This window comes from Streptomyces sp. TLI_171 (assembly GCF_003610255.1).
In the GTDB taxonomy this organism is placed as follows: Bacteria; Actinomycetota; Actinomycetes; order Streptomycetales; family Streptomycetaceae; genus Kitasatospora.
Map to the genome: position 1 here is coordinate 4534808 of NZ_RAPS01000001.1, position 24005 is coordinate 4558812.

A 24005-nucleotide genomic window follows, 5' to 3' on the forward strand; every position below is an offset into this window, starting at 1 on the left:
CCCGAGGGCGCCAACGGCGGGCCGCAGGGGCTGCCCGGCATCTCCACCACCGGACGCCGGGCCGGCACCTTCTGCATGCTGCTGATCGTCGCCCTCGCCGTGCAGGCCACCCGGGTCCAGGTGTTCCAGAAGAAGGAGCTGGACGACAACAGCGCCAACCAGCGCGCCGTCATCCAGCGCTACGACCAGCCGCGCGGCAACCTCCTGATCGCCGGTCAGTCCGTCACCGGCTCCGCGCCGACCGGCGGCCGGCTGGCGTACAAGCGCACCTACACCGACGGCCCGCTGTACGCCGCCGTCACCGGCTACTCCTCGCAGACCTACGGCAACACCCAGCTGGAGGGCGTCTACGACGACCTCCTCTCCGGCACCGACCCGGAACTGGCCGGCTGGGCGGTCTGGGACGCCGTCACCCGGCAGCAGCAGCCCGGCGGCGACGTGATCACCACCATCGACCCCGCCGCGCAGCGCGCCGCCGTCCAGGGACTCGGCAACCAGAAGGGCGCCGTCGCCGCGATCGAACCCGCCACCGGCCGGATCCTGGCGCTCGCCTCCACCCCCAGCTACGACCCCGGCAGCTTCGCGGGAACCTCCACCGCCGACCAGGACGCCTGGAAGAAGCTCCAGGACGACCCCGACCAGCCGATGCTCAACCGGGCCCTGCGGCAGATCTACCCGCCCGGCTCGACCTTCAAGGTGGTCACCGCCGCCGCCGCGCTGGCCAACGGCGTGGTGACGGACATCCAGGCCCCCACCGACGCCCCGTACCCGTACGTGATGCCGGGCACCACCACCCCGCTCAACAACGACACCGGCGCCTGCGACCAGGCCGGGCTCTCGCTGGACGAGGCGATGACGCTGTCCTGCAACAGCGTGATGGGCTACCTGGGGGTGCAGACCGGGCTCGACCGGATGGCCGCGATGGCGCAGAACTTCGGCTTCAACGACGCCAAGCTCGACATCCCGGTCCGCGCCGCCCGCTCCAACTTCGACACGCAGATGAACACCTCGCAGCTGGCGCTCTCCTCGATCGGCCAGTACGACACCGCCGCCACCCCGCTGGTGATGGCGATGGTCGCCGCCGGGGCCGCCGCCGACGGCCAGGTGATGTATCCACAGCTTGTGGACAAGCTGACCAAGGCCGACGGCAGCCAGGTCCGGCTGCTGCACCCCAGGCTGTACCGGCAGGCCTACGGCGGCGCAGTCGCCGCCCAGCTGCGGCAGTTGATGGTCGACGTGGTGGAGAACGGCACCGGCCGCAACGCCCGGATCCCCGGCGCCGAGGTCGGCGGCAAGACCGGCACCGCCCAGCACGGCGTGGACAACTCCGGCACCCCGTACGCCTGGTTCATCGGCTGGGCCCGCCCGGAGGGCTCCACCGACGTCCCGCCGGTCGCGGTCGCCGTGGTGATCGCCGACAGCGCGGCCAGCGACGTCACCGGTGGCGGGCTCGCCGCCCCGATCGCCAGGTCCGTGATGCAGTCCGTGCTCAACCGGTGAAAACCGTGAAAAGCACACCATTTGATACTGTCCCGGTCTGATTCCCCACCAGAAGGACATCGATGAGCACCGCCAGCCTGCTCCGGCGCAAGCCCGTGGACACCCTGATCGCCGAAGCGGGCGGCACCGGAGCCGGCCACCTGCGCCGCTCCATCGGACTCTGGCAGCTCTCCGCCATCGGCATCGGCGCCACCGTCGGCACCGGCATCTTCTTCGTCCTCACCACCTCCGTCCCGGAGGCCGGACCGGCCGTCGTGCTGTCCTTCGTGATCGCCGCCGTCACGGCCGGCCTCACCGCGCTCTGCTACGCCGAACTCGCCTCCGCCATCCCGGTGTCCGGCTCCTCCTACTCGTACGCCTACGCCACCATGGGCGAACTGGTCGCCTTCGGGGTCGGCGTCTGCCTGCTGATGGAGTACGGCGTCTCCGCCTCCGCGATCGCCGTCACCTGGGGCCAGTACCTCGACCAGTTCGCCGACCTGGCGTTCGACCTGCACCTGCCCGCGGCGCTCGCCGCCCCGCCCGGCGAGGGCGGCGTGGTCAACCTGCCCGCCGTGGTGCTCGTGGTGCTGGTGTGCGTGCTGCTGATCCGCGGCGTCGGCGAGTCCACCAAGGTCAACGCGGTGATGGTGACGATCAAGCTGGCCATCCTGGTGCTGTTCGTCGCCGTCGGCCTGACCGGCTTCACCGCCGGCAACTTCACCCCGTTCGCCCCCAACGGCTGGGACGGCGTGCAGACCGCAGCCTCCACCATCTTCTTCTCCTTCATCGGCCTGGACGCCGTCTCCACCGCCGGCGAGGAGGTCCGCGAGCCGCGACGCACCCTGCCGCTGGCCATCCTGATCTCGCTCACCGTCGTCACCGTGCTCTACCTCGCGGTCGCCGTCACCGCGATCGGCGCCCAGCCCTGGCAGGAGTTCGACGGCCAGGAGGCGGGCCTGGCCCAGATCCTGCAGAACGTCACCGGCCAGACCTGGCCCGCCCTGGTGTTCGCCGCCGGCGCGATCATCTCGATCTTCTCCATCACCCTGGTGGTGATCTACGGTCAGACCCGGATCCTGTTCGCGATGGGCCGCGACGGCCTGCTCCCGCGCCCCTTCACCCGGGTCTCCCCGCGCACCGGCACCCCCGTCTGGAACACCCTGGTGGTCGGCGCCGCGGTCGCGGCGCTCGCCGCGGTCTTCCCGCTGCGGCTGCTCGCCGACATGACGTCGATGGGCACCCTGGTCGCCTTCACCGCCGTGTCGATCGGCATCATCGTGCTCCGCCGCACCCGCCCCGACCTCCCGCGCGGCTTCAAGGTCCCGTTCTACCCGGTCACCCCGCTGCTCAGCGCCGCGTTCTGCGTCTACCTGGTCACCAAGCTGCACCGCGACACCTTCATCGCCTTCGCCGTCGCCCTCGCCCTGGCCGCCGTCCTCTACTTCACCTACAGCGCCAAGCACTCGAAGCTGGCGAAGGCCGCAGAGCCGGAGGGGTGAACGGCCCCGCCGCTCCCGGGCCCCGCGGGCTGTGCCCGCTAGCCTTCCGAGCATGGTGTGCCGACCGCGGGTGCTGGCGCTCGGGTGGCTGGCCGCGGCAGGCTGGGCGGGCGCGTTCCCGCTGCTCTCGGACCTGCCGAACCAGGCCGCGTGGGGCCGGTTCGCCGCGCCCGGGTACCTGCTCGCGGCGGCGCTCTGCGCGGCCCTGCCGGGCCGGACCGGCCCCCGGGCGGCCGGGGCGGCCGCGGCGCTCGGCGCGGTGCTGCTGCCACTGGCCGCCTTCACCCTGACGGGCCGTCACCAGTCCGAGGTGACGGTGGTGGAGCGCTCCGCCCGGCTGCTCCTGCACACCGGCAGCCCGTACCTGCCCGACCCCGTGCACGTCGTCGACTACAACCCGTACCTGCCGGTGATGGCGGTGTTCGGACTGCCCAGGGCGCTGCTCGGCGACGCCGGGCCGGCCGCCCGGCTGCTCGGGGACTGCCGGCTCTGGTTCGCGGCGGCGTTCCTGGCCTGCCTGCTGACGGGGTGGCAGCTGCTGCGCCGTCGGCCGGGCCGCGGAGCGGTGCTGCCGCTGACGGTGCTGACGGTCTCGCCGCTGATCGCGCTGACCCTGGTGGTCGGCGGCGTCGACCTGCCGCTGATTGGGGTGTGCTGCCTGGCGATGGCGCTCGCCGACCGCGGCCACCCCGTCCGGACCGGGCTGGTGCTGGCGCTGGCCTGCACCCTCAAGTGGACGGCCTGGCCCGCCCTGCCGGTGGCCGTGCTGCTGCTGCACCAGCGGCGCGGCCCGCTCCCGGCGCTGCGCGCGGGCCTGCTGGCGGTCACCGCCGGCGGCGCCGCGCTCGCCCCGTTCCTGCTCGGCCACGCCCGCGAGATGTACCAGCAGGTGGTGCGGTTCCCGCTGGGCCTGACCGCCGTGCGGACGCCCGCGGGCAGCCCGCTGCCCGGCCGGGTGCTGGCCGGCCTCGGGCCGCTGGGCCACACCCTGTCGCTGACCCTGCTCTGCGCCGGCGGCCTGGCCGTCGCCCTGTGGCTGCTGGCCCACCCGCCGACCGGGGCGGTCGCCGGCTGCGACCTGCTGGCCGCCGGGCTGACGGTGGCGTTCGCGCTGGCCCCCGCCGGGCGGTTCGGCTACCTGGCGCTGCCCGCGGTCCTGGTGATCTGGCCGCGGCTGGCCACCGCGTCCGGACGGCCGGTTCCGGCCCGGCGGCGGCAGCCGACGCACCGTCAGCCGGAGGCAGTGCCTATGGTGTCCGGGAACACCGCTCGAACACGGGAGTGACCTTGGGCGCCACCGGACGACGCCGCTTCCTCGGACTGGCCGCGGGCGCGGCCGCCGGACTCACCGCCTGCGGGCCCGGCCGGGGTACCGGCGCCGCGGCCCCCACCGCACCGGCCGCCCCGCCGAGCCCCGAGCCCTCCGCCACCGCCGCCGAGAACGCCCGCCCGGGCAACGCCGACTGGCGGATCACCAACGCCGGCCCGGCCCGCGTCGTCGAGGGCTGGGCCGACCGGACCAGCGCCCTGCCCGGCGAACAGGTCGGCCTGCACGTCTCCACCACCGCCCCCGGCTTCACCGTCACCGCCTACCGGATGGGCTGGTACGGCGGCGCCCGCGGCCGCCAGGTCTGGAAGTCCGGCCCGCTGCCCGGCACCCAGCAGCCGCCGTTCACCGTCGACCGGACCACCCGCACGGTCAGCACCGCCTGGCCCCGCACCACCACCGTCGACACCACCGGCTGGCCCGAGGGCTGCTACCTGCTCCGGCTGGACGCCGACGGCGGCGCCGGACAGCGCTACGTCCCGCTGACGATCCGTTCGCGCGGCACCGCCGGGACCACCGTGCTGGTCAACGCCGTCGCCACCTGGCAGGCCTACAACGAGTGGGGCGGCTACAACCTGTACAACGGCCCCACCGGCGGGCTGCCCACCCGCTCACTGGCCGTCAGCTTCGACCGCCCCTACCAGTACGACGACGGCGCCGGGCTCTTCCTGGTCTACGAGGCCCCGCTGATCGCGCTCGCCGAGCGGCTCGGCATCCCGCTCTCCTACGCCACCGGCATCGACCTGGCCGCCGACCCCGCGCTGCTGCACGGCGCCCGGGCGGTCCTCTCGCCCGGCCACGACGAGTACTGGTCGCCCGAGCAGCGCGCCCACGTCACGGCCGCCCGCGACGCCGGCACCCACCTGGCCTTCCTCGGCGCCAACTGCTGCTACCGGCGCGTGCGGTACGAACCCTCGCCGACCGGGGCCGACCGCACGGTGGTCTGCTGGAAGGGCGCCTGGAAGGACGACCCGGGCTACCGGGCGGGCCACCCCGCCACCACCGACTTCCGCTCCCCGCCCGGCGCCGACCCGGAGTCCTCGCTGCTCGGCGTGGTCTACGACGGCTACCCCGTCGACGCGCCCTACGTGGTCACCAACCCCGGCCACTGGCTGCTGGCCGGCACCGGCGCCGCGACGGGCGACAGCTTCCCGCACCTGGTCGGCGTCGAGTACGACCGCGTCGACCCGTCCTTCCCCACCCCCGCGGGCATCGAACTGCTCGCCCACTCCCCGGTGGTGTGCGAAGGCCGGCACTCCTACGCCGACACCGCGCTGTACACCGCGGGCAGCGGCGCACTGGTCCTCGCCACCGGCACCATGCGCTGGGTCGAGTCGCTGGACGCCACCGGCCCGGCCGGCGGCACCGCGATCCACGGCATCGACGGCCGGGCCGGCGACTTCACCCGCAAGGTCACCGAGAACCTGCTGCGTAGGTTCTCGGCAACCGGCTGAGCCCGGGGCCTACTTGTTGCCCACCTGCAGCACCTTGGACACCGCGGGGCCCGCGGCGTCCGCGCCGTGGCCGCCGCCCTGCACCTCGGCGGCGACCGCCAGGTTGCCCGAGTAGGCGGTGAACCAGGAGTTCGGGTCCGGGCTGCTGTCGACCTCGGCGGTGCCGGTCTTCGCACCCGAGCCGCCCGGCAGGGCCGGCCGGACCGCGGCGGCGGTGCCCGACTGGACGGTCTTCACCATCAGCGAGCGCAGATCGGTGAGCACCTGCGGCGCGAGCGTCCGGGCCGCCTTCACCTGGTCCATGCCGGGCACCAGGATCGGCTGCCGGAACACCCCGGACTGCACGGTCGCGGCGACCGAGGCCATCGCCAGCGGGTTGGTGCGCACCTTGCCCTGGCCGATGAACTCGCTGGCCGCGCCGGCCATGTTGCCCTCGGTCGGGATGTCGGTGTCGAAGTTCGACAGGCCGGTCTTCCAGACCAGGCCCAGCCCGAACACGTCCTTGGCGAGCGCGGGCAGCGAACCCGGCTTGAGGACGTCCTTGCCCTTCTCCAGGAAGGAGGTGTTGCAGGAGTGCACGAACGCGTCGGTCAGCGTGTAGTTGGGGAACGCGCCCGGCTCGTCGTTCTTGATCGCCTTGCCGGTGACCATGGAGGACTCGGGGCAGGGCATCGAGGTGGTCGGCGTGACCCCGGCCTCCATCAGCGCCGTCGCGGTGAGGATCTTCATGGTGGAGCCGGGCGCGGTGGCCCCGGAGAAGGCCCGGTTCTGGCCGTTCGACGGAGAGAACGCGAACGCCAGGATGTTGCCCGTGCTGGGCTCGATGGCGACCAGCGAGGCCGGCTTGCCCTGGGCGGCGACCGCGCTCTCGGCGGCCGCCTGCAGCGGGGCGTCCAGGGTCAGCTTCAGGTTCGGGACCGGCTTCGGCTCCTTGATGGTGAACAGCTTCTCGGGCGTGCCGCTGCCCGCGTCGCTGCTGATCACCACGCCGCTGCCGGCGGTCGCCGGGTCGCCGCCCTGCGGGGCCGCCGCCTTCAACTGGTTGAGCAGGCCGGTCAGCGACGGGTAGCTCGCGAGCGGCTTGTTGTTGCGGTCCGTGACCGTCGACGGGGAGGCGTACACCGGCTTCACCGCGAGGCTCTGACCGGCCTTCAGCTTGGGGTGGATCACCGTCGGCGCCCAGTGCACGGCGGCCGTGCCGTCGCTCATCTTGACCACGCCGAGCACGCCGTCGTAGTTCCACGGGAGGCCGGTCTCGGCGAACTCCAGCGAAGCCTTGAAGCTCTCCAGCACCCCGGTCGGCGCGGCGTCCGCGGCCCCGGAGGCGGTCGCCGACGCGGACGGGCTCGCCGCGGCCGAGGACTTCGCCGCCGTCGGCGTCGGCGCGGTGGTCGGGCCGCCCGCGGTCAGGTGGACGGCGCTGGGCTTCACCTTGTCCTGGAACGCCTGCAGTGCGGCCTGCGCCTTGTCGGGGTCGTCGGTGAGCTTGGCGGCGGTGAACAGGTCGCCCTTCGCCCAGGCGTCCAGGAAGGCCTTGGCCCCGGACGCGGCGAGCTCGGGGGTGGGGGGCTCGGCGACCACGGTGCGCGGCTTGGCCGCCTCGGCCTTGCCGGAGCCGTCACCGGACACCAGGGCGTACGCCCCGTAGCCGCCGGCGGCGAGCATGACCGCGGCGACCGCGGCGATGCCGATCTTCGCGCCCTTGTTCACGTCGAGTCCCCCATGAGGTGTCGTGGCCGTCGGGAATCAGCGGCCACGACACCATAGGCAGACACCATCCGTGCACTCACGACACGCCGGGGCTTTGTGACAGATCCGGTACACGTCAGCGGGTGTGGCGCGGCGGCGTCAGATCCAGCTGCTGAGCCACATCCGGGCCCGCCAGTCCTCCATCGGGATGGTCTGGCCGGTGTACAGCGGGAAGAAGTAGAGGAAGTTCCACATGACCGCGGCGACCAGCAGGCCCGCGCCGGTCGCGCCGGCCAGCCTGCGGTCCGGCGAGGCGTCGGCCGGGCCGAGCATCGCCCCGATCATCATGGTCACCGCCAGCACCAGGAACGGGACGAAGCAGACCGCGTAGAACAGGAAGATGGTCCGCTCCTGGTACATGAACCAGGGCAGGTAGCCGGCGGCCACGCCGCACAGGATCGCCCCGGCCCGCCAGTCGCGGCGCATCAGCCAGCGGTACAGGCAGAACAGCACCGCGGCGATGCCCGCCCACCACAGGAACGGGGTGCCGATCGCCAGCACCTCGCGGGCGCACTCGGAGGTGGTGCAGCCCGCCTGGCCGTTCTTCGGCGACTCGTAGAAGAACGACACCGGTCGGCCCAGCACCAGCCAGGACCACGGGTTCGACTGGTAGGTGTGCGGGCTGTGCAGGTGGGTGTGGAACTCCCAGACCTCGTGGTGGTAGTGCCACAGGCTGCGCACCCAGTCTGGGATCCAGCCCTGGTCGCTCGGGTTGTGCAGCGCCCAGTCGCGGAAGTAGCCGCCCTTGCCGGGCTCGGTGGAGGAGAAGATCCAGCCGCTCCAGGTCACCAGGTAGGTGCCCAGCGCGGTCAGCCCGATGGTCAGCCCGGACCAGAAGACGTCCCACAGGTTCGCCAGCACGCTGCGCGGACCGCCGGCGCCGCCCGCCGGAACCGGACCGCGGGCCCGGCCGGCCAGGCGGCGGGCCGAGGAGTCCCAGACCGCGGTGAGCAGCACGAACGCCAGGATCGCCGGGCCGCCGCTCCACTTGGTGCCCATCATCAGGCCCAGGCAGACGCCCGCGGCCAGCCGGTAGGGCCGCCAGCCGAGGACCCACCATCCGCCGCCGAGGCCCTGCTCGATCCGTTCGGCGATCCGGGCCCGGCTCCTGTCCCGGTCGATCAGCAGCAGCCCGAACGCGGCCAGGAACCAGAACATCACGATCAGGTCGAGGATCGCGGTGCGGCTGAGCACGAAGTGCAGCCCGTCCACCGACAGCAGCAGGCCGGCCACGCACCCCAGCAGGGTGGAGCGGAACAGCCGGCGGCCGATCCTGGCCATCATCAGCACCGACAGGGTGCCGAGCACGGCCATCATGAAGCGCCAGCCGAACGGCGTCATGTGGAACAGCTGCTCGCCCAGTCCGATGATCCACTTGCCGACCGGCGGGTGGACCACGTACGCCGCGTCGGTGCGCAGCGGGACGCTCGGGTTCGGCGCGGTGATCAGCCCGTTGGCGTCGTCCGACCAGTTGCTCTCGTAGCCGAGCTGCCAGAGCGCGTACGCGTCCTTGGCGTAGTACGTCTCGTCGAAGATCAGGGCGTGCGGGTTGCCGAGGTTGGCGAAGCGCAGCACTCCGGCGAACAGCGCGACCGCCAGCGGGCCGAGCCAGCCGGACCAGCGGCACAGCCAGGACCAGAGCGGGTCGGGCAGCCGCAGGCCGAGCCGGGCGAGCACGGGGGAGGCCGCCGCGGACCGCGGGGTGACGCCCGGGCCGTCGGGCATCGGCGGGACCAACTGCTCGTCCAGCGGCGCGCGTTGCGGCGCCCGGTAGCCGACACCGGCCAGTGCGCGGGCCCATCGGGAGGCCGGTTCGGGCTCCGCGCGCGGCACCGGAACGGCGGCCGGATCGGCCGATTCCAGCACGGTCACGCCGCCCCGCTCGGGGTGGTCCATACCACTCTCCATGTCGCCGTTCACGGCCACATCGTAGGGGCAATGGCTGAAGTCACAAGGGGCACCTGTCGGCCCGGTCCGGGGCGGGGGCGCGTCCGTCCTGCCGGGGACCCCTTCCGGTAGGGGAGGATGGTGCCGTGACTGGTGTTCTCGTACTGGCAGGTACCCCCATCGGCGACGTCGAGGACGCGCCGCCCCGGCTGCGCGCCGAACTCGCCGAGGCGGACGTGATCGCGGCCGAGGACACCCGGCGGCTGCGCCGGCTGACCCAGGCGCTGGGCGTGGTCCCGGCGGGCCGGGTGGTGTCGTACTTCGAGGGCAACGAGGTCGGCCGCACCCCCGAACTCGTCGCCGCGCTGCAGGACGGCTCCCGGGTGCTGCTGGTCACCGACGCCGGCATGCCCTCGGTCTCCGACCCCGGCTACCGGCTGGTGGACGCCGCCGTCGCCGCCGGGATCAAGGTGACCGCGGTGCCCGGCCCGTCCGCGGTGCTGACCGCGCTGGCGCTGTCCGCGCTGCCCGTCGACCGGTTCACCTTCGAGGGCTTCCTGCCCCGCAAGGCCGGCGACCGCGCCCGGCAGCTCGCCCAGGTCGCCGCCGAGCCGCGCACCATGGTGTTCTTCGAGGCCCCGCACCGGATCGCCGAGACCCTCGCCGCGATGGCCGGGGCGTTCGGCGCCGACCGCCCCGCCGCGGTCTGCCGCGAACTCACCAAGACCTACGAGGAGGTCAGGCGCGGCCCGCTCGCCGAACTCGCCGCCTGGGCCGCCGAAGGCGTCCGCGGCGAGATCACCGTGGTGGTGGCCGGCGCCCCGCCCGCCGCCCCCGAGGAGGTCGGACCCGCCGAGCTGGCCCGCCTGGTCGCCGTCCGCGAGGAGGCGGGGGAGCGCCGCAAGGAGGCGATCGCCGCGGTCGCCGCCGAACGGGGCCTGCGCAAGTCGGTCGTGTTCGACGCCGTGGTGGCCGCCAAGCACGCGCCCTGACCGGCCCGATCGGGTGCGTGCCTGTGGCCGGAATCGCGCGTACGTTGGAATGAGCACCCCAGCGGAGGGCCAATTCGGGACCAAGACTTGGCAAGCCGGGCATCGGACGGAGCCTCCCGGGCATTCCCTGGGATGGAAAGACCCGCACCGGGCCCGCAGGGTCCGGCGGCGGGCTCCGAACGAAGCGAGGTGGCGCATGAGCGACACGATCGACAGCCCCCGGAACGGCGGAGCACCCAGCGGTCTCGGCGTGACCAGTCGTCCGCGCACCGCCGTGGAGACGGTCCGCGAGGCGTACTCCTTCGCCTGCCTCAACTGCGGCTACGGCTGGGAGCAGGCGTACGACATCGAGCACCACGTCGGCCGGGACGGCCGCACCGTGGTCGAGTACAAGGCGAACGGCGTCCGGGTGCCCTCGCCGCTGCGCGAACTGGTCTGCCCGGGCTGCGGCGGCGAACGCGTCCGGATCATGCGCGCCGGCCGGGTGGCCGGCATGGCCGCCCAGATGGCGCCCGGCTACGCGCCGACCGCCGAACCGGAGGGCCCGCCGGAGCCCCCCGGGCTGCGCGCGGAACGCAAGCGGCACTGGCCGTTCCGCTCCCGCCGCACCGCCTGAACCCCACCGGCCGCGGGGCCGGTCCGGGACCGTCCGCACGGTCCTGGCCGGACCCCGCGCCCGACTAGGATCCGGGGGTATGGCGGCCTTGGAAGACCACAGCAGCACCGGCGCGTACTACGTCACCACCCCGATCTACTACGTGAACGACCGGCCGCACCTCGGCCACGCGTACACCACCGTCGCGGGGGACGTGCTGACCAGGTGGCACCGCCAGCGCGGCGAGGACGTCCACTTCCTCACCGGCACCGACGAGCACGGCCAGAAGATCCTGCGCACCGCCGAGGCCAACGGCGTCACCCCGCAGGAGTGGTGCGACCGCCTGGTGGAAGAGGCCTGGAAGCCGCTCTGGCAGCACCTGCAGATCGCCAACGACGACTTCATCCGCACCACCGAGGCCCGCCACACCGACCGGGTGCGGGAGTTCGTCCAGGGCCTGTACGACAAGGGCGAGATCTACCGGGGCAGCTACACCGGCCCCTACTGCGTCGGCTGCGAGGAGTACAAGCTCCCCGGCGAGCTGCTGCCCGGCGCCACCGCGGACGAGAAGCTCTGCCCCGTCCACAAGCGCCCCGTCGAATGGCTGGAGGAGGAGAACTACTTCTTCCGGCTCTCCGCCTACGGGCCGAAGCTGCTGGAGTTCTACGCCGCCCACCCGGACTTCATCCAGCCCGCCGCCGCCCGCAACGAGGTGCTGCGCTTCGTCGAGCAGGACCTCAAGGACCTGTCGATCTCCCGCTCCACCTTCGACTGGGGCATCCCCCTGCCGTGGGACGACAAGCACGTCCTGTACGTGTGGGTGGACGCCCTGCAGAACTACCTGACCGCCGCCGGGTACGGCGCCGACCCGGAGCGCTTCGCCCGCCTCTGGCCCGCCTCCGTGCACCTGGTCGGCAAGGACATCCTGCGCTTCCACGCCGTCATCTGGCCCGCCATGCTGATGGCCGCCGGACTGCCGCTGCCCAAGCGGGTGGTCGCCAACGGCTGGCTGATGGTCGGCGGCGAGAAGATGTCCAAGTCCAACCTCACCGGCATCGCGCCCACCGACCTGACCTCGCACTTCGGCGTCGACGCGTACCGCTACTACTTCCTGCGGGCCATCCCGTTCGGCACCGACGGGTCCTTCTCCTGGGAGGACTTCACCGCCCGCTACACCTCCGAACTCGCCAACGACTTCGGCAACCTGGCCTCCCGGGTCGCCGCCATGATCGGCAAGTACCACGACGGGCTGCTGCCCGCCGCCACCGCCACCGCCTCCGGCCCCGCCGAACAGGCCGTCGTCGACGGGCTCGGCCGGGCCGTCGCCGATGCCGACCGGAAGATCGGCGAGGAACTCGACTTCGCGGGCGGCCTCGCCGCGATCTTCGAGTTCGTCAAACTGGTCAACGGCTACCTCACCGAGCAGGAACCCTGGAAGGTCGCCAAGTCCCCCGACGGACAGGACCGCCTCGCCACCGTCCTGTACACCGCCGCCGAATCGCTGCGGGCCCTCGCGGTCCTGCTCAACCCGGTGATGCCGGCCGCCGCCGGCAAGCTCTGGGACTCGCTCGGCGCGCCGGCCCTGCTCGGCCCGCTCGCCGAGCAGCGCCTCGCCACCGCCGCCGACTGGGGACGCCTCCCCGCCGGCGCCACCGTCACCAAGGGCGACGTCCTGTTCCCCCGACTCGAAGAGAAGGCAGCCTCCTGATGGCCGGCAAGAAGAACGACGACCGGTCCACCCCGCCGCCGCTCCCCGAGCCGCTGGCCGTCCCCGTCGCCGACTCGCACACCCACCTCGACATGCAGTCCGGCACCCCCGCCGAGGGACTGGCCCGGGCCGCCGCCGTCGGCGTCACCACCGTCGTCCAGGTCGGCTGCGACCTCCCCGGCTCGCGCTGGGCCGCCGACCTCGCCGCCGAGTTCGAGCAGGTGCACGCCGCCGTCGCCCTGCACCCCAACGAGGCCCCGCGGATCTTCCTCGGCGACCCCGACGGCTGGTCCGGTCAGCACCGCCGCCCCGGCGGGCAGAGCGCGCTCGACGAGGCACTCGCCGAGATCGACCGCCTCGCCGCCCTTCCGCAGGTCCTCGCCGTCGGCGAGACCGGACTCGACTACTTCCGCACCGGCCCCGAGGGCGTCGACCTGCAGAAGGAGTCCTTCCGCCGGCACATCGAGATCGCCAAGCGGCACGGCAAGGCCCTGGTCATCCACGACCGCGACGCCCACGAGGACGTCATCGCGCTGCTGCTCGAAGAAGGCGCCCCCGAACGCACCGTCTTCCACTGCTACTCCGGCGACGCCGCGATGGCCAAGACCTGCGCCGAACACGGCTGGTACCTCTCCTTCGCCGGCCCCGTCACCTACAAGGCCAACCACGCCCTGCGCGAAGCGCTCACCGCCACCCCCCTCGACCGCGTCCTGATCGAGACCGACGCCCCCTTCCTCACCCCCCACCCCTACCGCGGCCGCCCCAACGCCCCGTACCTGATCCCGGTCACCCTCCGCGCCATGGCCGCCCACCTCGACCTCCACGAGGACGAGCTCGCCACCGCGATCGCCGCCAACACGGCACGCGCCTTCGGCTGGTGATCGGCCCGTATCCTTGCCGGGTGAGCACCACCGAACCCACCTCCGACGGCCACCTGCTGGGGGCTGCCGACATCCGCGCGCTGGCCGAGGCGTTCGGCGTGAAGCCGACCAAGCAGCGCGGGCAGAACTTCGTCATCGACGGGAACACCGTCCGGCGGATCGTCCGGGCGGCGGGGGTGACGGAACAGGACGCGGTGGTCGAGGTCGGGCCCGGGCTCGGGTCGCTGACGCTGGCCCTGCTGGAGGTGGCGCGGCACGTCACGGCGGTGGAGATCGACCCGCTGCTGGCCCGCCACCTGCCGGACACCGTCAAGGGCCGGATGCCCGGCCGGGCCGACCGCTTCGACCTGGTGCTCAGCGACGCCATGGACGTCACCGAACTGCCCGGCCCGGCGCCGACCGCACTGGTGGCCAACCTGCCCTACAACGTCGCCGTCCCGGTGCTGCTGCACATGCTGGAGACCTTCCCGAGCATCGAGCGCACCCTGGTGATGGTGCAGAGCGAGGTCGCCGACCGGCTCGCCGCCAAGCCCGGCAACAAGGTGTACGGCGTGCCCTCCGTGAAGGCCAACTGGTACGCGGACGTGAAGCGGGCCGGCGCGATCGGACGCAACGTCTTCTGGCCCGCGCCGAACGTCGACTCCGGCCTGGTCTCGCTGATCCGCCGGGACCCGCCGGCCACCACCGCCACCCGCCGCGAGGTGTTCGCCGTCGTCGACGCCGCGTTCGCCCAGCGCCGCAAGACCCTGCGCGCCGCGCTGGCGGGCTGGGCCGGCTCGCCCGCCGCCGCCGAGCAGGCGCTGCGGGGCGCCGGCATCGACCACACGCTGCGCGGCGAGATGCTGACGGTGGAACAGTTCGCGGCGATCGCCGAGCACAAGCCCGAGCCCGAGGAGCAGTGATGGTCACCGTCCGGGTGCCCGCCAAGGTCAACGTCCAGCTCGGCGTCGGCGGGGTCCGCCCCGACGGCTACCACGACCTGGCGAACGTCTTCTTCGCGGTCGCCCTCGGCGACCAGGTCACCGCGACCCCCGGCGAGGGCGTCACGCTCTCCTGCACCGGGTCCGACGCGGCCGCCGTCCCGCTCGACGACAGCAACCTCGCCGCCCGCGCGGCCCGCCTGCTCGCCGCCCACCACGGCCTCGCCGACCCCGGCGTCCACCTGCACATCGACAAGGCCATCCCGGTCGCCGGCGGCATGGCCGGCGGCAGCGCCGACGGCGCCGCCGCGCTGCTCGCCTGCGACGTCCTGTGGGCCCTGGACACTCCGTTCGACACCCTGCTCGAACTCGCCGCCGAACTCGGCTCCGACGTCCCGTTCGCGCTGCTCGGCGGCGTCGCGCTGGGCCGCGGCCGGGGCGAGATCCTGGAGGCGCTGCCCGTCTCCGGCACCTTCCACTGGGTGTTCGCGGTCGCCGACGGCGGACTCTCCACCCCCGCGGTGTTCCGCGAGTGCGACCGGATCCGCGCGGACTCCGGCAGCGGCGCCACCGTGCAGGAGGTCCCCACTCCCGACGCCGACCCGGCGCTGCTCGCCGCCCTCGCAGAGGGCGACCCCGTCGCGCTCGCCGCCGCGCTCAGCAACGACCTGCAGGCCGCCGCCGTCTCGCTGCGCCCCTCGCTCGCCGACACGCTGCACGCCGGCACCGAGGCGGGCGCGCTCGCCGCGCTGGTCTCCGGCTCCGGCCCGACCTGCGCGTTCCTCGCCAAGGACGCCGAAGCCGCCGCCCACATCGCCACCGCACTGCGCGCCTCCGGCACCTGCCGCACCGCGCACGCCACCCACGGCCCGGTGCCCGGCGCTCAGGTGGTCCAGACCTCCGCTTGACCTGGAGCGCGCTCCGGGTTCCAGACTCTCTCCCGTGGCCCGCACCGGGCGGGCCACGGAAACGAGGGGAACCCGGCCATGCGCAAGCGCACCATCGGAACCGACCCGCGCACCCGACGCGAGGTCAGCGTGCTCAGCCTCGGCGCGATGCTGTTCGGCACGCTCACCGACGAAGCCACCTCCTTCGCCGTCCTCGACCGCTACGTCGAGGCGGGCGGCACCTTCATCGACACCGCCAACAACTACGCCTACTGGCAGGACGACAGCCAGGGCGGCATCAGCGAAGAGGTCATCGGCCGCTGGCGGGCCAGCCGCGGCATCACCGACGAGGTGGTGATCGCCACCAAGCTCGGCGCCCGCCCCAAGGCCCCCGGCACCGGCTTCATCGAGAACGGCGAGGGCCTGTCCGCCAAGGTCATCCGCAGCTCCTCGGAAGCCAGCCGCAAGCGCCTCGGCGTGGACAAGCTCGACCTGCTGTACGCGCACATCGAGGACACCGAGGTGCCGCTCGCCGAGACCGTCCACGCCTTCGGCGAACTGGTCAACGAGGGCACGGTCGGCCTGCTCGGCGTCTCCAACCACTGGTCCTGGCGGGTCGAGCGGGCCCGCAACATCGCGGCCGCGGCGGGCCTGCCCGGCTACGAGGTCCTCCAGTACGGCCACACCTACCTGCGCCGCCGCGGCGACTGGCCCGGCCTGCTCAACCAGGACGGCGACCAGGCCGCCGTCCAGGGCGACCTGATCACCTACCTGAAGGAGAGCCCCGAGCTCACCCTGGTCGCGTACTCCCCGCTGCTCGGCGGCGGCTACGTCCGCGCGGACAAGCCCCTCGGCCCGTCCTTCGACCACGCCGGCACCCCGGCCCGCCTCGCCGCACTCGACACCGTCGCGAAGCAGACCGGCGCCACCCGCAACCAGGTCGTCCTCGCCTGGCTGCTCGGCGGCGACCTCCCGACCGTCCCGCTGGTCGGCGCCTCCTCGGTGGCCCAGCTGAACGAGAGCCTGGCCGCCCTGGACCTGGAACTGACGGCCGATCAGCGGTTCCTGCTGGACACCGCCAGGTAAGGCGGAACCCGGGCGGTCCGCTCACCGCACTAGGCTGGGTGCGTTACAGCCCCTTCCTCAGGAGTGCAGCTTCGTGGCCGTCAACCTCGCCACCATCGAGTCCGTCACCAAGGTGTACGGCACCAGGGCCCTGCTGGACGGGGTGAGCCTCGGCGTCAGCGAGGGCGACCGGATCGGTGTGGTGGGCCGCAACGGTGACGGCAAGACGACGCTGATCCGGATGCTGGCGAAGCTGGAGGAGCCGGACACCGGGCGGATCACCCACTCCGGCGGGCTGCAGATGGCCGTCCTGACCCAGCACGACTCGCTGGACCCGGCGGCGACCATCCGGCACGAGGTGATCGCCGGCCGCGCCGACCACGAGTGGCTGGGCGACGCCCGGATCCGCGACATCATCCAGGGCCTGTTCGGCGGCCTCGACCTGCCGGGCTTCGCGAACGGCCTGGACACCGTGATCGGCCCGCTGTCCGGCGGCGAGCGCCGCCGGATCGCGCTGGCCAAGCTGCTGCTCGGCGAGTGGGACCTCGTGGTGCTGGACGAGCCCACCAACCACCTGGACGTGGAGGGCATCGCCTGGCTGGCGAAGCACCTCCAGGCCCGCCGCTCCGCACTGGTCTGCGTCACCCACGACCGGTGGTTCCTGGACCAGGTCTGCACCCGGATGTGGGACGTGCAGCGCGGCGAGGTGCGGGAGTACGAGGGCGGCTACTCGGACTACGTGTTCGCCCGCGCCGAGCGCTCCCGGATCGAGGCGACGGAGGAGCAGAAGCGCCAGAACCTGGCCCGCAAGGAGCTGGCCTGGCTGCGCCGCGGCGCCCCGGCCCGCACCTCCAAGCCGCGCTACCGGATCGAGGCGGCGAACGCGCTGATCGCGGACGTGCCGGAGCCGCGCGACAAGTCCGAGCTGATGAAGTTCGCCAACGCCCGCCTGGGCCGCACCGTCTTCGACCTGGAGGACGTCACCGTCAAGGCCGGCGAGAAGCTGCTGCTGGAGCGCCTGACCTGGCAGCTCGGCCCGGGCGACCGGATCGGCCTGCTGGGCGTGAACGGCGCGGGCAAGACCTCGCTGCTGCGGGCCATGCAGGCGGCGTACGCGACCGACGGCGACGTGCAGCCGGCCGGTGGCGTGATCAAGGTCGGCAAGACCGTCCGGCTGGCGTACCTGTCGCAGGAGGTGGCGGAGCTGGATCCGACCACCCGGGTGCTGCAGGCCGTCGAGCAGGTCCGCGGCCGGGTCGACCTCGGCAAGGGCCGGGAGATGAGCGCCGGCCAGCTGTGCGAGCAGTTCGGGTTCGGCAAGGACAAGCAGTGGACCCCGGTCGGCGACCTGTCCGGCGGCGAGCGCCGCCGCCTGCAGCTGCTCCGGCTGCTGATGGACGAGCCCAACGTGCTGTTCCTCGACGAGCCCACCAACGACCTCGACATCGAGACCCTGAACCAGCTGGAGGACGTGCTCGACGGCTGGCCGGGCTCGATGGTCGTGATCAGCCACGACCGGTTCTTCATCGAGCGGACCACCGACACCTGCTACGCGCTGCTCGGCGACCGCCGGATGCGGATGCTGCCGAACGGCGTCGACGAGTACCTGGAGCGCCGCACCGCGATGGCGGAGGCCGCCGCCCAGGCCGCCGCCGCCCAGGTCCCGGCCGCCGCGGAGACGACCGGCCTGTCGGCGGGCGACCTGCGGGCCGCGAAGAAGGAGATGCAGAAGCTGGAGCGGCAGATCGCCAAGCTGGACCAGCAGGAGTCCAAGCTGCACGCCCAACTGGCCGAGCACGCCGCGAACTTCTCCAAGGTCGCCGAGCTGGACGCGCAGCTGCGCAAGGTCCGCGAGGACAAGGAGGAGCTGGAGCTCTCCTGGCTGGAGCTGGCCGAGCAGGTCTGACGGCCGCTCAGCCGTCGAGCAGCCGGTCCAGCTCCTCGGCGGCCCGGGCCAGCGCGCTGCGGGTCGGGTCGTGCGGGCCGGTCGGCCGGTCGGGGCGCCCGGCCGGCGGCCGGTGGGCGCGGGCGGCCGCGGTGAGGCGGTCCAGCGAGGCCAGCACCCGTTCGATCACGGCCGGCTCGGGCGCCCGCCCGCCGTACCGGAGCTGGGCGGCGTACGCGGCGACCGCGCCGGACAGCCGCTCCAGCGCGGCGGTGGCGGGCAGCCACTGCTCGGCGAGCCGCCCGGCCGGGGGCGGCTCGGCCAGGCCCAGGTCCACCTGCTGCCGGGCGTCGGCCAGCGCCCGGTAGGCGGTGCGCCGCAGCCACACCTCGGCGACCGGCTCGGCGCGCACCACCGAGGCCAGGTACGCGCGGAGGGTGGCGGCGGCGGTGACGATCCTGGGCTCGATCCGGTGCGGCGGCCGCTCGGGCCACAGCAGGTAGCCGAAGACCAGCACGATCGCGCTGGCCAGCGCGGTGTCCAGGACCCGGGGCCAGAACTCGGCGGCGCCGCTCTCGCCGCCCAGCTGCACCAGGAGCAGCGCGACCGGGGTCATCACGGCGGTGTTCAGCCCGTAGTGGGCGGCCGTCGAGTACGGCAGCAGCGCCACGCACAGCGAGACGGTCACCGACAGCGCCCAGGAGTTCGTGGTCGCCGCCAGCAGCACCGCGGTCAGCGCGATGCCCAGCACCGTGCCCAGGGCGCGGCTGACCGCCCGCTGGAACACCGAGCCGAGGTCCGGCTTCAGGACGAACGCCACCGTCATCGGCACCCAGTAACTACGGCTCAGCGTCAGGCCGTTGACCACCGCCTCGGCCACCGCGACGCACAGCGCGACCCGCAGGCCGTAGCGCACCGAGCCGTGCGACAGCAGCCGGACCCGCAGCCGCCACGGGTCCGGCGGGGGAGGGGCGGCGGTGTCCAGCGGCGCCCAGCGGCCCGCGACGGTGTCGGCGGCCGCCCGCAGCGCGGTGTCGAAGGCGGTCCGGGACGGGGTGTCGGGACGCCAGTCGGGGTAGCCGGGCTCGGGGCCGCCGGTGATCTGCCGGGCCAGCGCCGCGGGCAGCGCCGCCACCTCGGGCGGGACCGGCCGCCAGGCCCAGAGCAGCCCGGCCGCGGCCTCGGTCGCGCCGAGCGCCGCCTCGTAGCTGCGGCGCAGCCACCGCAGCCGCTCCGACTCGGCCCGGCCCGGGCGGGGCGGCGGCAGCAGGTCCTGCATCTGGTTGAGCCGGCCGGTGAGCACCCGGCGGGCCGCCGCGCCGTCCGCGGTGCCGAGCGCGGCGAGCATCCCGCCGAGCGCGAGGTAGACGTCCGCGAGCGCCCGGGTGCGGGGGTCGGTGCGCACCCGGGTGCGGTAGCGCAGGCCCAGCAGCAGCACCAGCGCCGCACCGCACGGCAGCATCGCGGGCGCCGCCCACCACGGGTGGGGGAGCGCCATCCCGCCGCCGAGCGAGGCCGACACCAGCAGCAGCATGCCGGCCGCCGAGCCGCGCGGGCCGGTCGCGGAGAGCGCGCCGCCCGCGAAGCCGACCGCGGTCAGCGCCACCCCGATCGTCAGTCCGCCCGCGCCGCGGTGCTGCAGGCCCGCCCCGATCAGCATCCCGGCGGTGGAGGCGGCCAGCGCCAGCGCGATCCGCGGCGCCCGCAGCCGCAGCGGCTCCACCCGGTCGTTCATGGTGGCGTGCATCGCCCCGAGCCCCGCGAACACCCCCAGGTCCAGCCGGCCGAACAGCAGCCCCGCCAGCAGCGGCACCGCCATTCCCACCGCCGCCCGCACCATCAGCACCCACGGCACCGCCGGTCTGGTCGGCCGCAGCGCCAACGCCCACCACGCGGCATCGCCGGAAGCACGACTGCGGCCGGGGGCTGACACAGGATCACGCGCCTTCGCTGCACGGGAGGTTCGCGGCTGCTGGGCGACATTGCACGGCAGAACGGGTCTTCTCGGGCAGTTTAGCCCTCCGACCTGGCCGGAGTGGATTTCCCAACGGGTCGGCCGAGCATGTAATGTCTTCCTCGTCGCAAGGGGAGCCGAGAGGTGCCCGGAGCAACAAGCCCCTATAGCTCAGTCGGTAGAGCGTCTCCATGGTAAGGAGAAGGTCTGCGGTTCGATTCCGCATGGGGGCTCAGATCGAGAAGGCCCCGCCGGCAGGCGGGGCCTTTCGCGTTCTCCGGGGGAGGTCCTCTGGCGGGGCGGGCGCGGATGCGCTGTGATGGTGCGTCTGTCGGCCCGACCGGGGGAGGTGGCGGGATGAGCGCGCGGCTCGTGGTGGCGGACGACCACCGGCTGATGGCCGAAGCCCTCGGCGCCGCCCTGCAGCAGCGGGGCCACCGGGTGCTGGGCGTCGGCGCGCCGTGCGGGGCGGTGCTGGACCTGGTGGCCGGGCGCCGTCCCGAGGTGTGCCTGCTGGGGACCGCGGACGGGCCGGACGATCCGTTCGAGCCGCTGCGGCGGCTGCGCCGGGAGCGGCCGGAGATCGCGGTCGTGGTGCTGGGCCCGTTGGGCGCGCCGGCCCGGGTGGCGGCGGCGTTCGCGGCGGGAGCGGCCGGCTACGTGCGCAGCGACGAGCGGATCGACGTGGTGGACCGGGCGATCGCCCGGGTGCGGGCGGGGGAGGCGGCGGTCGCGGTCGAGGTGCTGCGGGCCGCGTTCGAGCAACTGCTGTGGCCGGTGGCGGAGCCGGACGACGAGGCGGTGCGGCTGCTGCGGCTGCTGACCCGGCGGGAGGTGCAGGTGCTGGCCCGGATCGCGGAGGGGGAGGACACCGCGGCGATCGCCACCGCGATGCGGATCGCCCCGTCCACGGCCCGCACCCACGTGCAGCGGGTGCTCACCAAGCTCGGGGCACGGTCCCGGCTGGAGGCCGCGGCGCTCGCCGCCCGGACCGGGCTGCTCGACCAACTGGCGTGACACGCACGGCCGTTCGCTACCGGGCGGAGCGGGGCGGCGGAGGTAGGGTCACGGGCATGACGACACAGATCAGCACCCTGCTGCAGGCGGCCGCCGACCGGACGGTGCCGGTGGTCCGGGCCCTGCCGGACGAGGCCCTGACCGGCCCGACGCCGTGCGAGGGGTACGACGTGCGCGAGTTGACCCGGCACCTGCTCCAGGTGGTGCAGAACTTCCAGGTGCTGGCGGCGAAGGGCGACACCGACTGGTCGCAGGCCGCGCCGGAGCTGACCGGCGACTGGCGGGCGCGGTTCGCGGCGGAGACGGCGAAGCTGGTGGCCGCGTGGGGCGAGCCGGGCGCGGACCAGGGCGTGGCGGGGGCGATGGGGATGCCGGCCGGGACGGTCGGCGGGATGGCGCTGCTGGACCTCACGGTGCACGGCTGGGACCTGGCCCGGGCGGCGGGCCTGCCGTACGAGCCGGCCCCGGAGGCGGTCGCGGCGCTCGGGCCCCTGGTGGCGGACCTCGCGCCGAACGCCCGGAAGACGGGCGTGTTCGGGGAGCCGGTGGACTACGCCGGGGACGACCCGTTCGAGGCGCTGCTGGCGCTGAGCGGCCGGGACGCCGGCTGGACGGCCTGACCGGCGGTTCGGACGGGTGGCCTATGCTCCGGAGCGAGGAACACCCGGAATGTCGCGGAGGTCGAGGGCATGAGCAAGTATCTGGTCACAGGCGGGGCCGGCTACGTGGGAAGCGTGGTGGCGGCGCACCTGTTGGAGGCCGGTCACCGGGTCACGGTGCTGGACGACCTGTCGACCGGGTTCGCGGTGGGTGTGCCGGACGGTGCGGAGTTCGTGCGGGGCCGGATCCAGGACGCGGCGGAGGTGCTCGACTCCTCGTACGAGGGGGTGCTGCACTTCGCGGCGTCCTCGCAGGTCGGCGAGTCGGTGGCGGACCCGGAGAAGTACTGGCGCAACAACGTGGCGGGTTCGCTCGAACTGGTGACGGCGATGCGCAAGGCGGGGGTCGGCACGCTGGTGTTCTCCTCGACGGCCGCGGTGTACGGGGAGCCGGAGGAGGTGCCGATCAAGGAGACCGCCCGGACGGCGCCGACCAGCGCCTACGGGTCCACCAAGCTGGCGGTGGACCACCTGATCACCTCGGAGGCGATCGCGCACGGGCTGGCCGCGGTGAGCCTGCGCTACTTCAACGTGGCCGGGGCGTACGGCCGTTACGGCGAGCGCCACGACCCGGAGTCGCACCTGATCCCGCTGGTGTTCCAGGCCGCGCTCGGGCAGCGCCCGCACATCGCGGTGTTCGGCGAGGACTACCCGACCCCGGACGGCACCTGCATCCGCGACTACATCCACATCGCCGACCTGGCCGAGGCGCACCTGCTGGCGCTGAGCGCCGCGAAGCCCGGCGAGCACCTGATCTGCAACCTCGGCAACGGCACCGGCTTCTCGGTGCGCGAGGTGATCGAGTCCGTGAAGCGGGTCACCGGCCGGGAGATCCCGGTGCAGATCGCCGACCGCCGCCCGGGCGACCCCGCGGTCCTGGTCGCCGCCGCCGACCGCGCCCGCGAGGCCCTCGGCTGGGAGCCCAAGCGCCCCGAACTCGACCGGATCGTCGCCGACGCCTGGGAGTTCACCCTCGCCCACCGCGCCTGACCGGCCCACCCCCCGTACCCGACCCCGACCCGCGAAGTCCCTGTGTACAGGAACTTCACCAAATCCCCACGCCGCCCGGGCGTCCGCCCGTAGGCTGAGTGAGGCACCGGTGGGGGTCGGGCCACGAGCAGGGGGGCAAGGACGATGGGGCGGATTCGCGTCCTGGTGGTCGACGGCCACCGGATCTTCGCCGAGGCACTCGCGACGGCGCTGGCCGCCGAGCCCGATGTGGACGTCGGGGCGGCGGGCAGCGCGGCGGCGGCCGAACGCGCGTTGGAGCGGGCGGTGGCCGAACGCCGCCCGTACGACGTGGTGCTGGTCGACGCGGACCTCGGCGTGCAGCCGCCCGGCCGCGCCGCCACCGCCGTCCCGGCGCCCCGGCGCACTCCGGCCGCGACCTCGGCGGGAACCCCGGTCCTCGCCCAACCACGCACCGCCGCAGGTCCGCTGACGCACCATCAGGCGGACGGCGCACGCCCGCTGTCCGACGGCATCGCCCTGGTCGGCCGGGTCCGCCGGGCCCATCCGGAGCTGCGCGCCGTCCTGCTGGCCGCCGCGGACGATCCGCAGCGCGCCGTCCGCGCCCTGCAGGCGGGGGCCAACGGCTGGGTGGCGCGCGAGAGTTCGCTCGGCGCGCTGATGGCCGTGATCCGCGGAGTGCTGCGCGAGGAGACCCACCTGCCGCCCGCCCTGCTGACCGGCGTGGTCCGCGAGCTGACGTCGGCCCGCCGGGACCGCTCGGAGAGCGAGCGCCTGGTCGCCGCGCTCACCCCCCGCGAGGAGGAGGTGCTGCGCTGCATGGTCGCCGGCCTCGGCCGGCAGGCCGTCGCCGAGCGGCTGTTCCTCTCCCCGCACACCGTCCGCACCCACATGCAGAACGTCCTGGGCAAGTTGGGGGTGCACTCCACGCTCGCGGCGGTCGCGGTCGCCCGCCGGGCCGGGATCGCCCCCTCCGAACCGCCCGGGCCGCCGGCCGTGCCCGTCCCCGTCCCCCCGCCGACCGTCGCCTCTACCGCAGGCCCCGGCGCGGGCTGACCGAGCCGCGCCTTCCCCG

General features: G+C 73.9%; 19 protein-coding genes and 1 tRNA gene. 17 read left to right on the forward strand and 3 right to left on the reverse strand.

Features of this window, described 5'->3' with window-relative positions; all coding sequences use genetic code 11:
- Window positions 1–75: 75 nt before the first annotated feature.
- The 4 genes from BX266_RS20770 (at window position 76) to BX266_RS38750 (ending at window position 5762) form a co-directional block, all read left to right on the forward strand.
- Entirely contained in the window at window positions 76–1500 is a 1425-nt protein-coding gene (locus BX266_RS20770) for a penicillin-binding transpeptidase domain-containing protein (protein WP_099908117.1), read from the forward strand.
- A 62-nt stretch (window positions 1501–1562) separates the two neighbouring features.
- On the forward strand, window positions 1563–2981 hold the full coding sequence (locus tag BX266_RS20775; RefSeq protein WP_099901959.1) for an amino acid permease: 1419 nt from the start codon (window positions 1563–1565) through the stop codon (window positions 2979–2981).
- A 52-nt stretch (window positions 2982–3033) separates the two neighbouring features.
- Window positions 3034–4266 carry a glycosyltransferase 87 family protein gene (locus tag BX266_RS20780; protein ID WP_099901960.1) on the forward strand — a complete coding sequence of 411 codons (1233 nt, stop codon included), beginning with the start codon at window positions 3034–3036 and terminating at the stop codon, window positions 4264–4266.
- Entirely contained in the window at window positions 4263–5762 is a 1500-nt protein-coding gene (locus BX266_RS38750; RefSeq protein ID WP_310794796.1) for a N,N-dimethylformamidase beta subunit family domain-containing protein, read from the forward strand. The genes BX266_RS20780 and BX266_RS38750 overlap by 4 nt, the downstream gene beginning before the upstream one ends.
- A gap of 9 nt (window positions 5763–5771) precedes the next feature.
- On the opposite strand, the gene BX266_RS20785 is transcribed toward BX266_RS38750, so the two are convergent.
- Together BX266_RS20785 and BX266_RS20790 are read right to left on the reverse strand one after the other, a co-directional pair.
- Window positions 5772–7472, reverse strand: coding sequence for a penicillin-binding transpeptidase domain-containing protein (locus BX266_RS20785; protein ID WP_099901963.1), 1701 nt, complete (start codon window positions 7470–7472; stop codon window positions 5772–5774).
- 138 nt (window positions 7473–7610) lie between these two features.
- Window positions 7611–9407 carry a dolichyl-phosphate-mannose--protein mannosyltransferase gene (locus tag BX266_RS20790; protein WP_099901965.1) on the reverse strand — a complete coding sequence of 599 codons (1797 nt, stop codon included), beginning with the start codon at window positions 9405–9407 and terminating at the stop codon, window positions 7611–7613.
- A 137-nt stretch (window positions 9408–9544) separates the two neighbouring features.
- On the opposite strand from BX266_RS20790, the gene rsmI reads away from it, so the two are divergent.
- The 8 genes from rsmI (at window position 9545) to BX266_RS20830 (ending at window position 18352) form a co-directional block, all read left to right on the forward strand.
- Window positions 9545–10390: a 16S rRNA (cytidine(1402)-2'-O)-methyltransferase gene (gene rsmI, locus BX266_RS20795; protein WP_099901966.1), complete on the forward strand. Its 846-nt coding sequence runs from the start codon at window positions 9545–9547 to the stop codon at window positions 10388–10390.
- Between the two features lie 196 nt (window positions 10391–10586).
- Window positions 10587–11006: a hypothetical protein gene (locus BX266_RS38755; protein ID WP_180290558.1), complete on the forward strand. Its 420-nt coding sequence runs from the start codon at window positions 10587–10589 to the stop codon at window positions 11004–11006.
- Between the two features lie 79 nt (window positions 11007–11085).
- The gene (metG, locus tag BX266_RS20805) at window positions 11086–12693 is read left to right on the forward strand and encodes a methionine--tRNA ligase (protein ID WP_099901968.1); all 1608 of its coding nucleotides are present in this window, start codon (window positions 11086–11088) and stop codon (window positions 12691–12693) included.
- Window positions 12693–13574 (forward strand): TatD family hydrolase, encoded by an 882-nt coding sequence (locus tag BX266_RS20810; protein WP_099901970.1) that lies wholly within the window; start codon window positions 12693–12695, stop codon window positions 13572–13574. Before metG ends, BX266_RS20810 begins: the two co-directional genes overlap by 1 nt.
- 20 nt (window positions 13575–13594) lie before the next feature.
- On the forward strand, window positions 13595–14476 hold the full coding sequence (gene rsmA / locus BX266_RS20815; protein ID WP_099901971.1) for a 16S rRNA (adenine(1518)-N(6)/adenine(1519)-N(6))-dimethyltransferase RsmA: 882 nt from the start codon (window positions 13595–13597) through the stop codon (window positions 14474–14476).
- Entirely contained in the window at window positions 14476–15402 is a 927-nt protein-coding gene (locus tag BX266_RS20820) for a 4-(cytidine 5'-diphospho)-2-C-methyl-D-erythritol kinase (protein ID WP_099901973.1), read from the forward strand. Before rsmA ends, BX266_RS20820 begins: the two co-directional genes overlap by 1 nt.
- Before the next feature lie 78 nt (window positions 15403–15480).
- On the forward strand, window positions 15481–16467 hold the full coding sequence (locus BX266_RS20825; protein ID WP_099901975.1) for an aldo/keto reductase: 987 nt from the start codon (window positions 15481–15483) through the stop codon (window positions 16465–16467).
- Between the two features lie 73 nt (window positions 16468–16540).
- Window positions 16541–18352, forward strand: coding sequence for an ABC-F family ATP-binding cassette domain-containing protein (locus BX266_RS20830; protein ID WP_099901976.1), 1812 nt, complete (start codon window positions 16541–16543; stop codon window positions 18350–18352).
- Between the two features lie 7 nt (window positions 18353–18359).
- On the opposite strand, the gene BX266_RS20835 is transcribed toward BX266_RS20830, so the two are convergent.
- A complete protein-coding gene (locus tag BX266_RS20835) occupies window positions 18360–20264 on the reverse strand; it encodes an FUSC family protein (protein WP_147437103.1) in 1905 nt (634 codons plus the stop codon).
- A 181-nt stretch (window positions 20265–20445) separates the two neighbouring features.
- Here BX266_RS20835 and BX266_RS20840 point away from each other — a divergent pair.
- The 5 genes from BX266_RS20840 (at window position 20446) to BX266_RS20860 (ending at window position 23986) form a co-directional block, all read left to right on the forward strand.
- Window positions 20446–20518 (forward strand) — tRNA-Thr (locus BX266_RS20840).
- A 124-nt stretch (window positions 20519–20642) separates the two neighbouring features.
- Complete coding sequence (locus tag BX266_RS20845) at window positions 20643–21302, forward strand: LuxR C-terminal-related transcriptional regulator (RefSeq protein ID WP_099901979.1); 660 nt, start codon at window positions 20643–20645, stop codon at window positions 21300–21302.
- Between the two features lie 56 nt (window positions 21303–21358).
- Window positions 21359–21922 carry a TIGR03086 family metal-binding protein gene (locus tag BX266_RS20850; protein ID WP_099901981.1) on the forward strand — a complete coding sequence of 188 codons (564 nt, stop codon included), beginning with the start codon at window positions 21359–21361 and terminating at the stop codon, window positions 21920–21922.
- A 69-nt stretch (window positions 21923–21991) separates the two neighbouring features.
- Complete coding sequence (galE, locus tag BX266_RS20855; RefSeq protein ID WP_099901983.1) at window positions 21992–22951, forward strand: UDP-glucose 4-epimerase GalE; 960 nt, start codon at window positions 21992–21994, stop codon at window positions 22949–22951.
- 144 nt (window positions 22952–23095) lie between these two features.
- On the forward strand, window positions 23096–23986 hold the full coding sequence (locus BX266_RS20860; protein ID WP_099901985.1) for a response regulator transcription factor: 891 nt from the start codon (window positions 23096–23098) through the stop codon (window positions 23984–23986).
- Window positions 23987–24005: the final 19 nt, after the last annotated feature.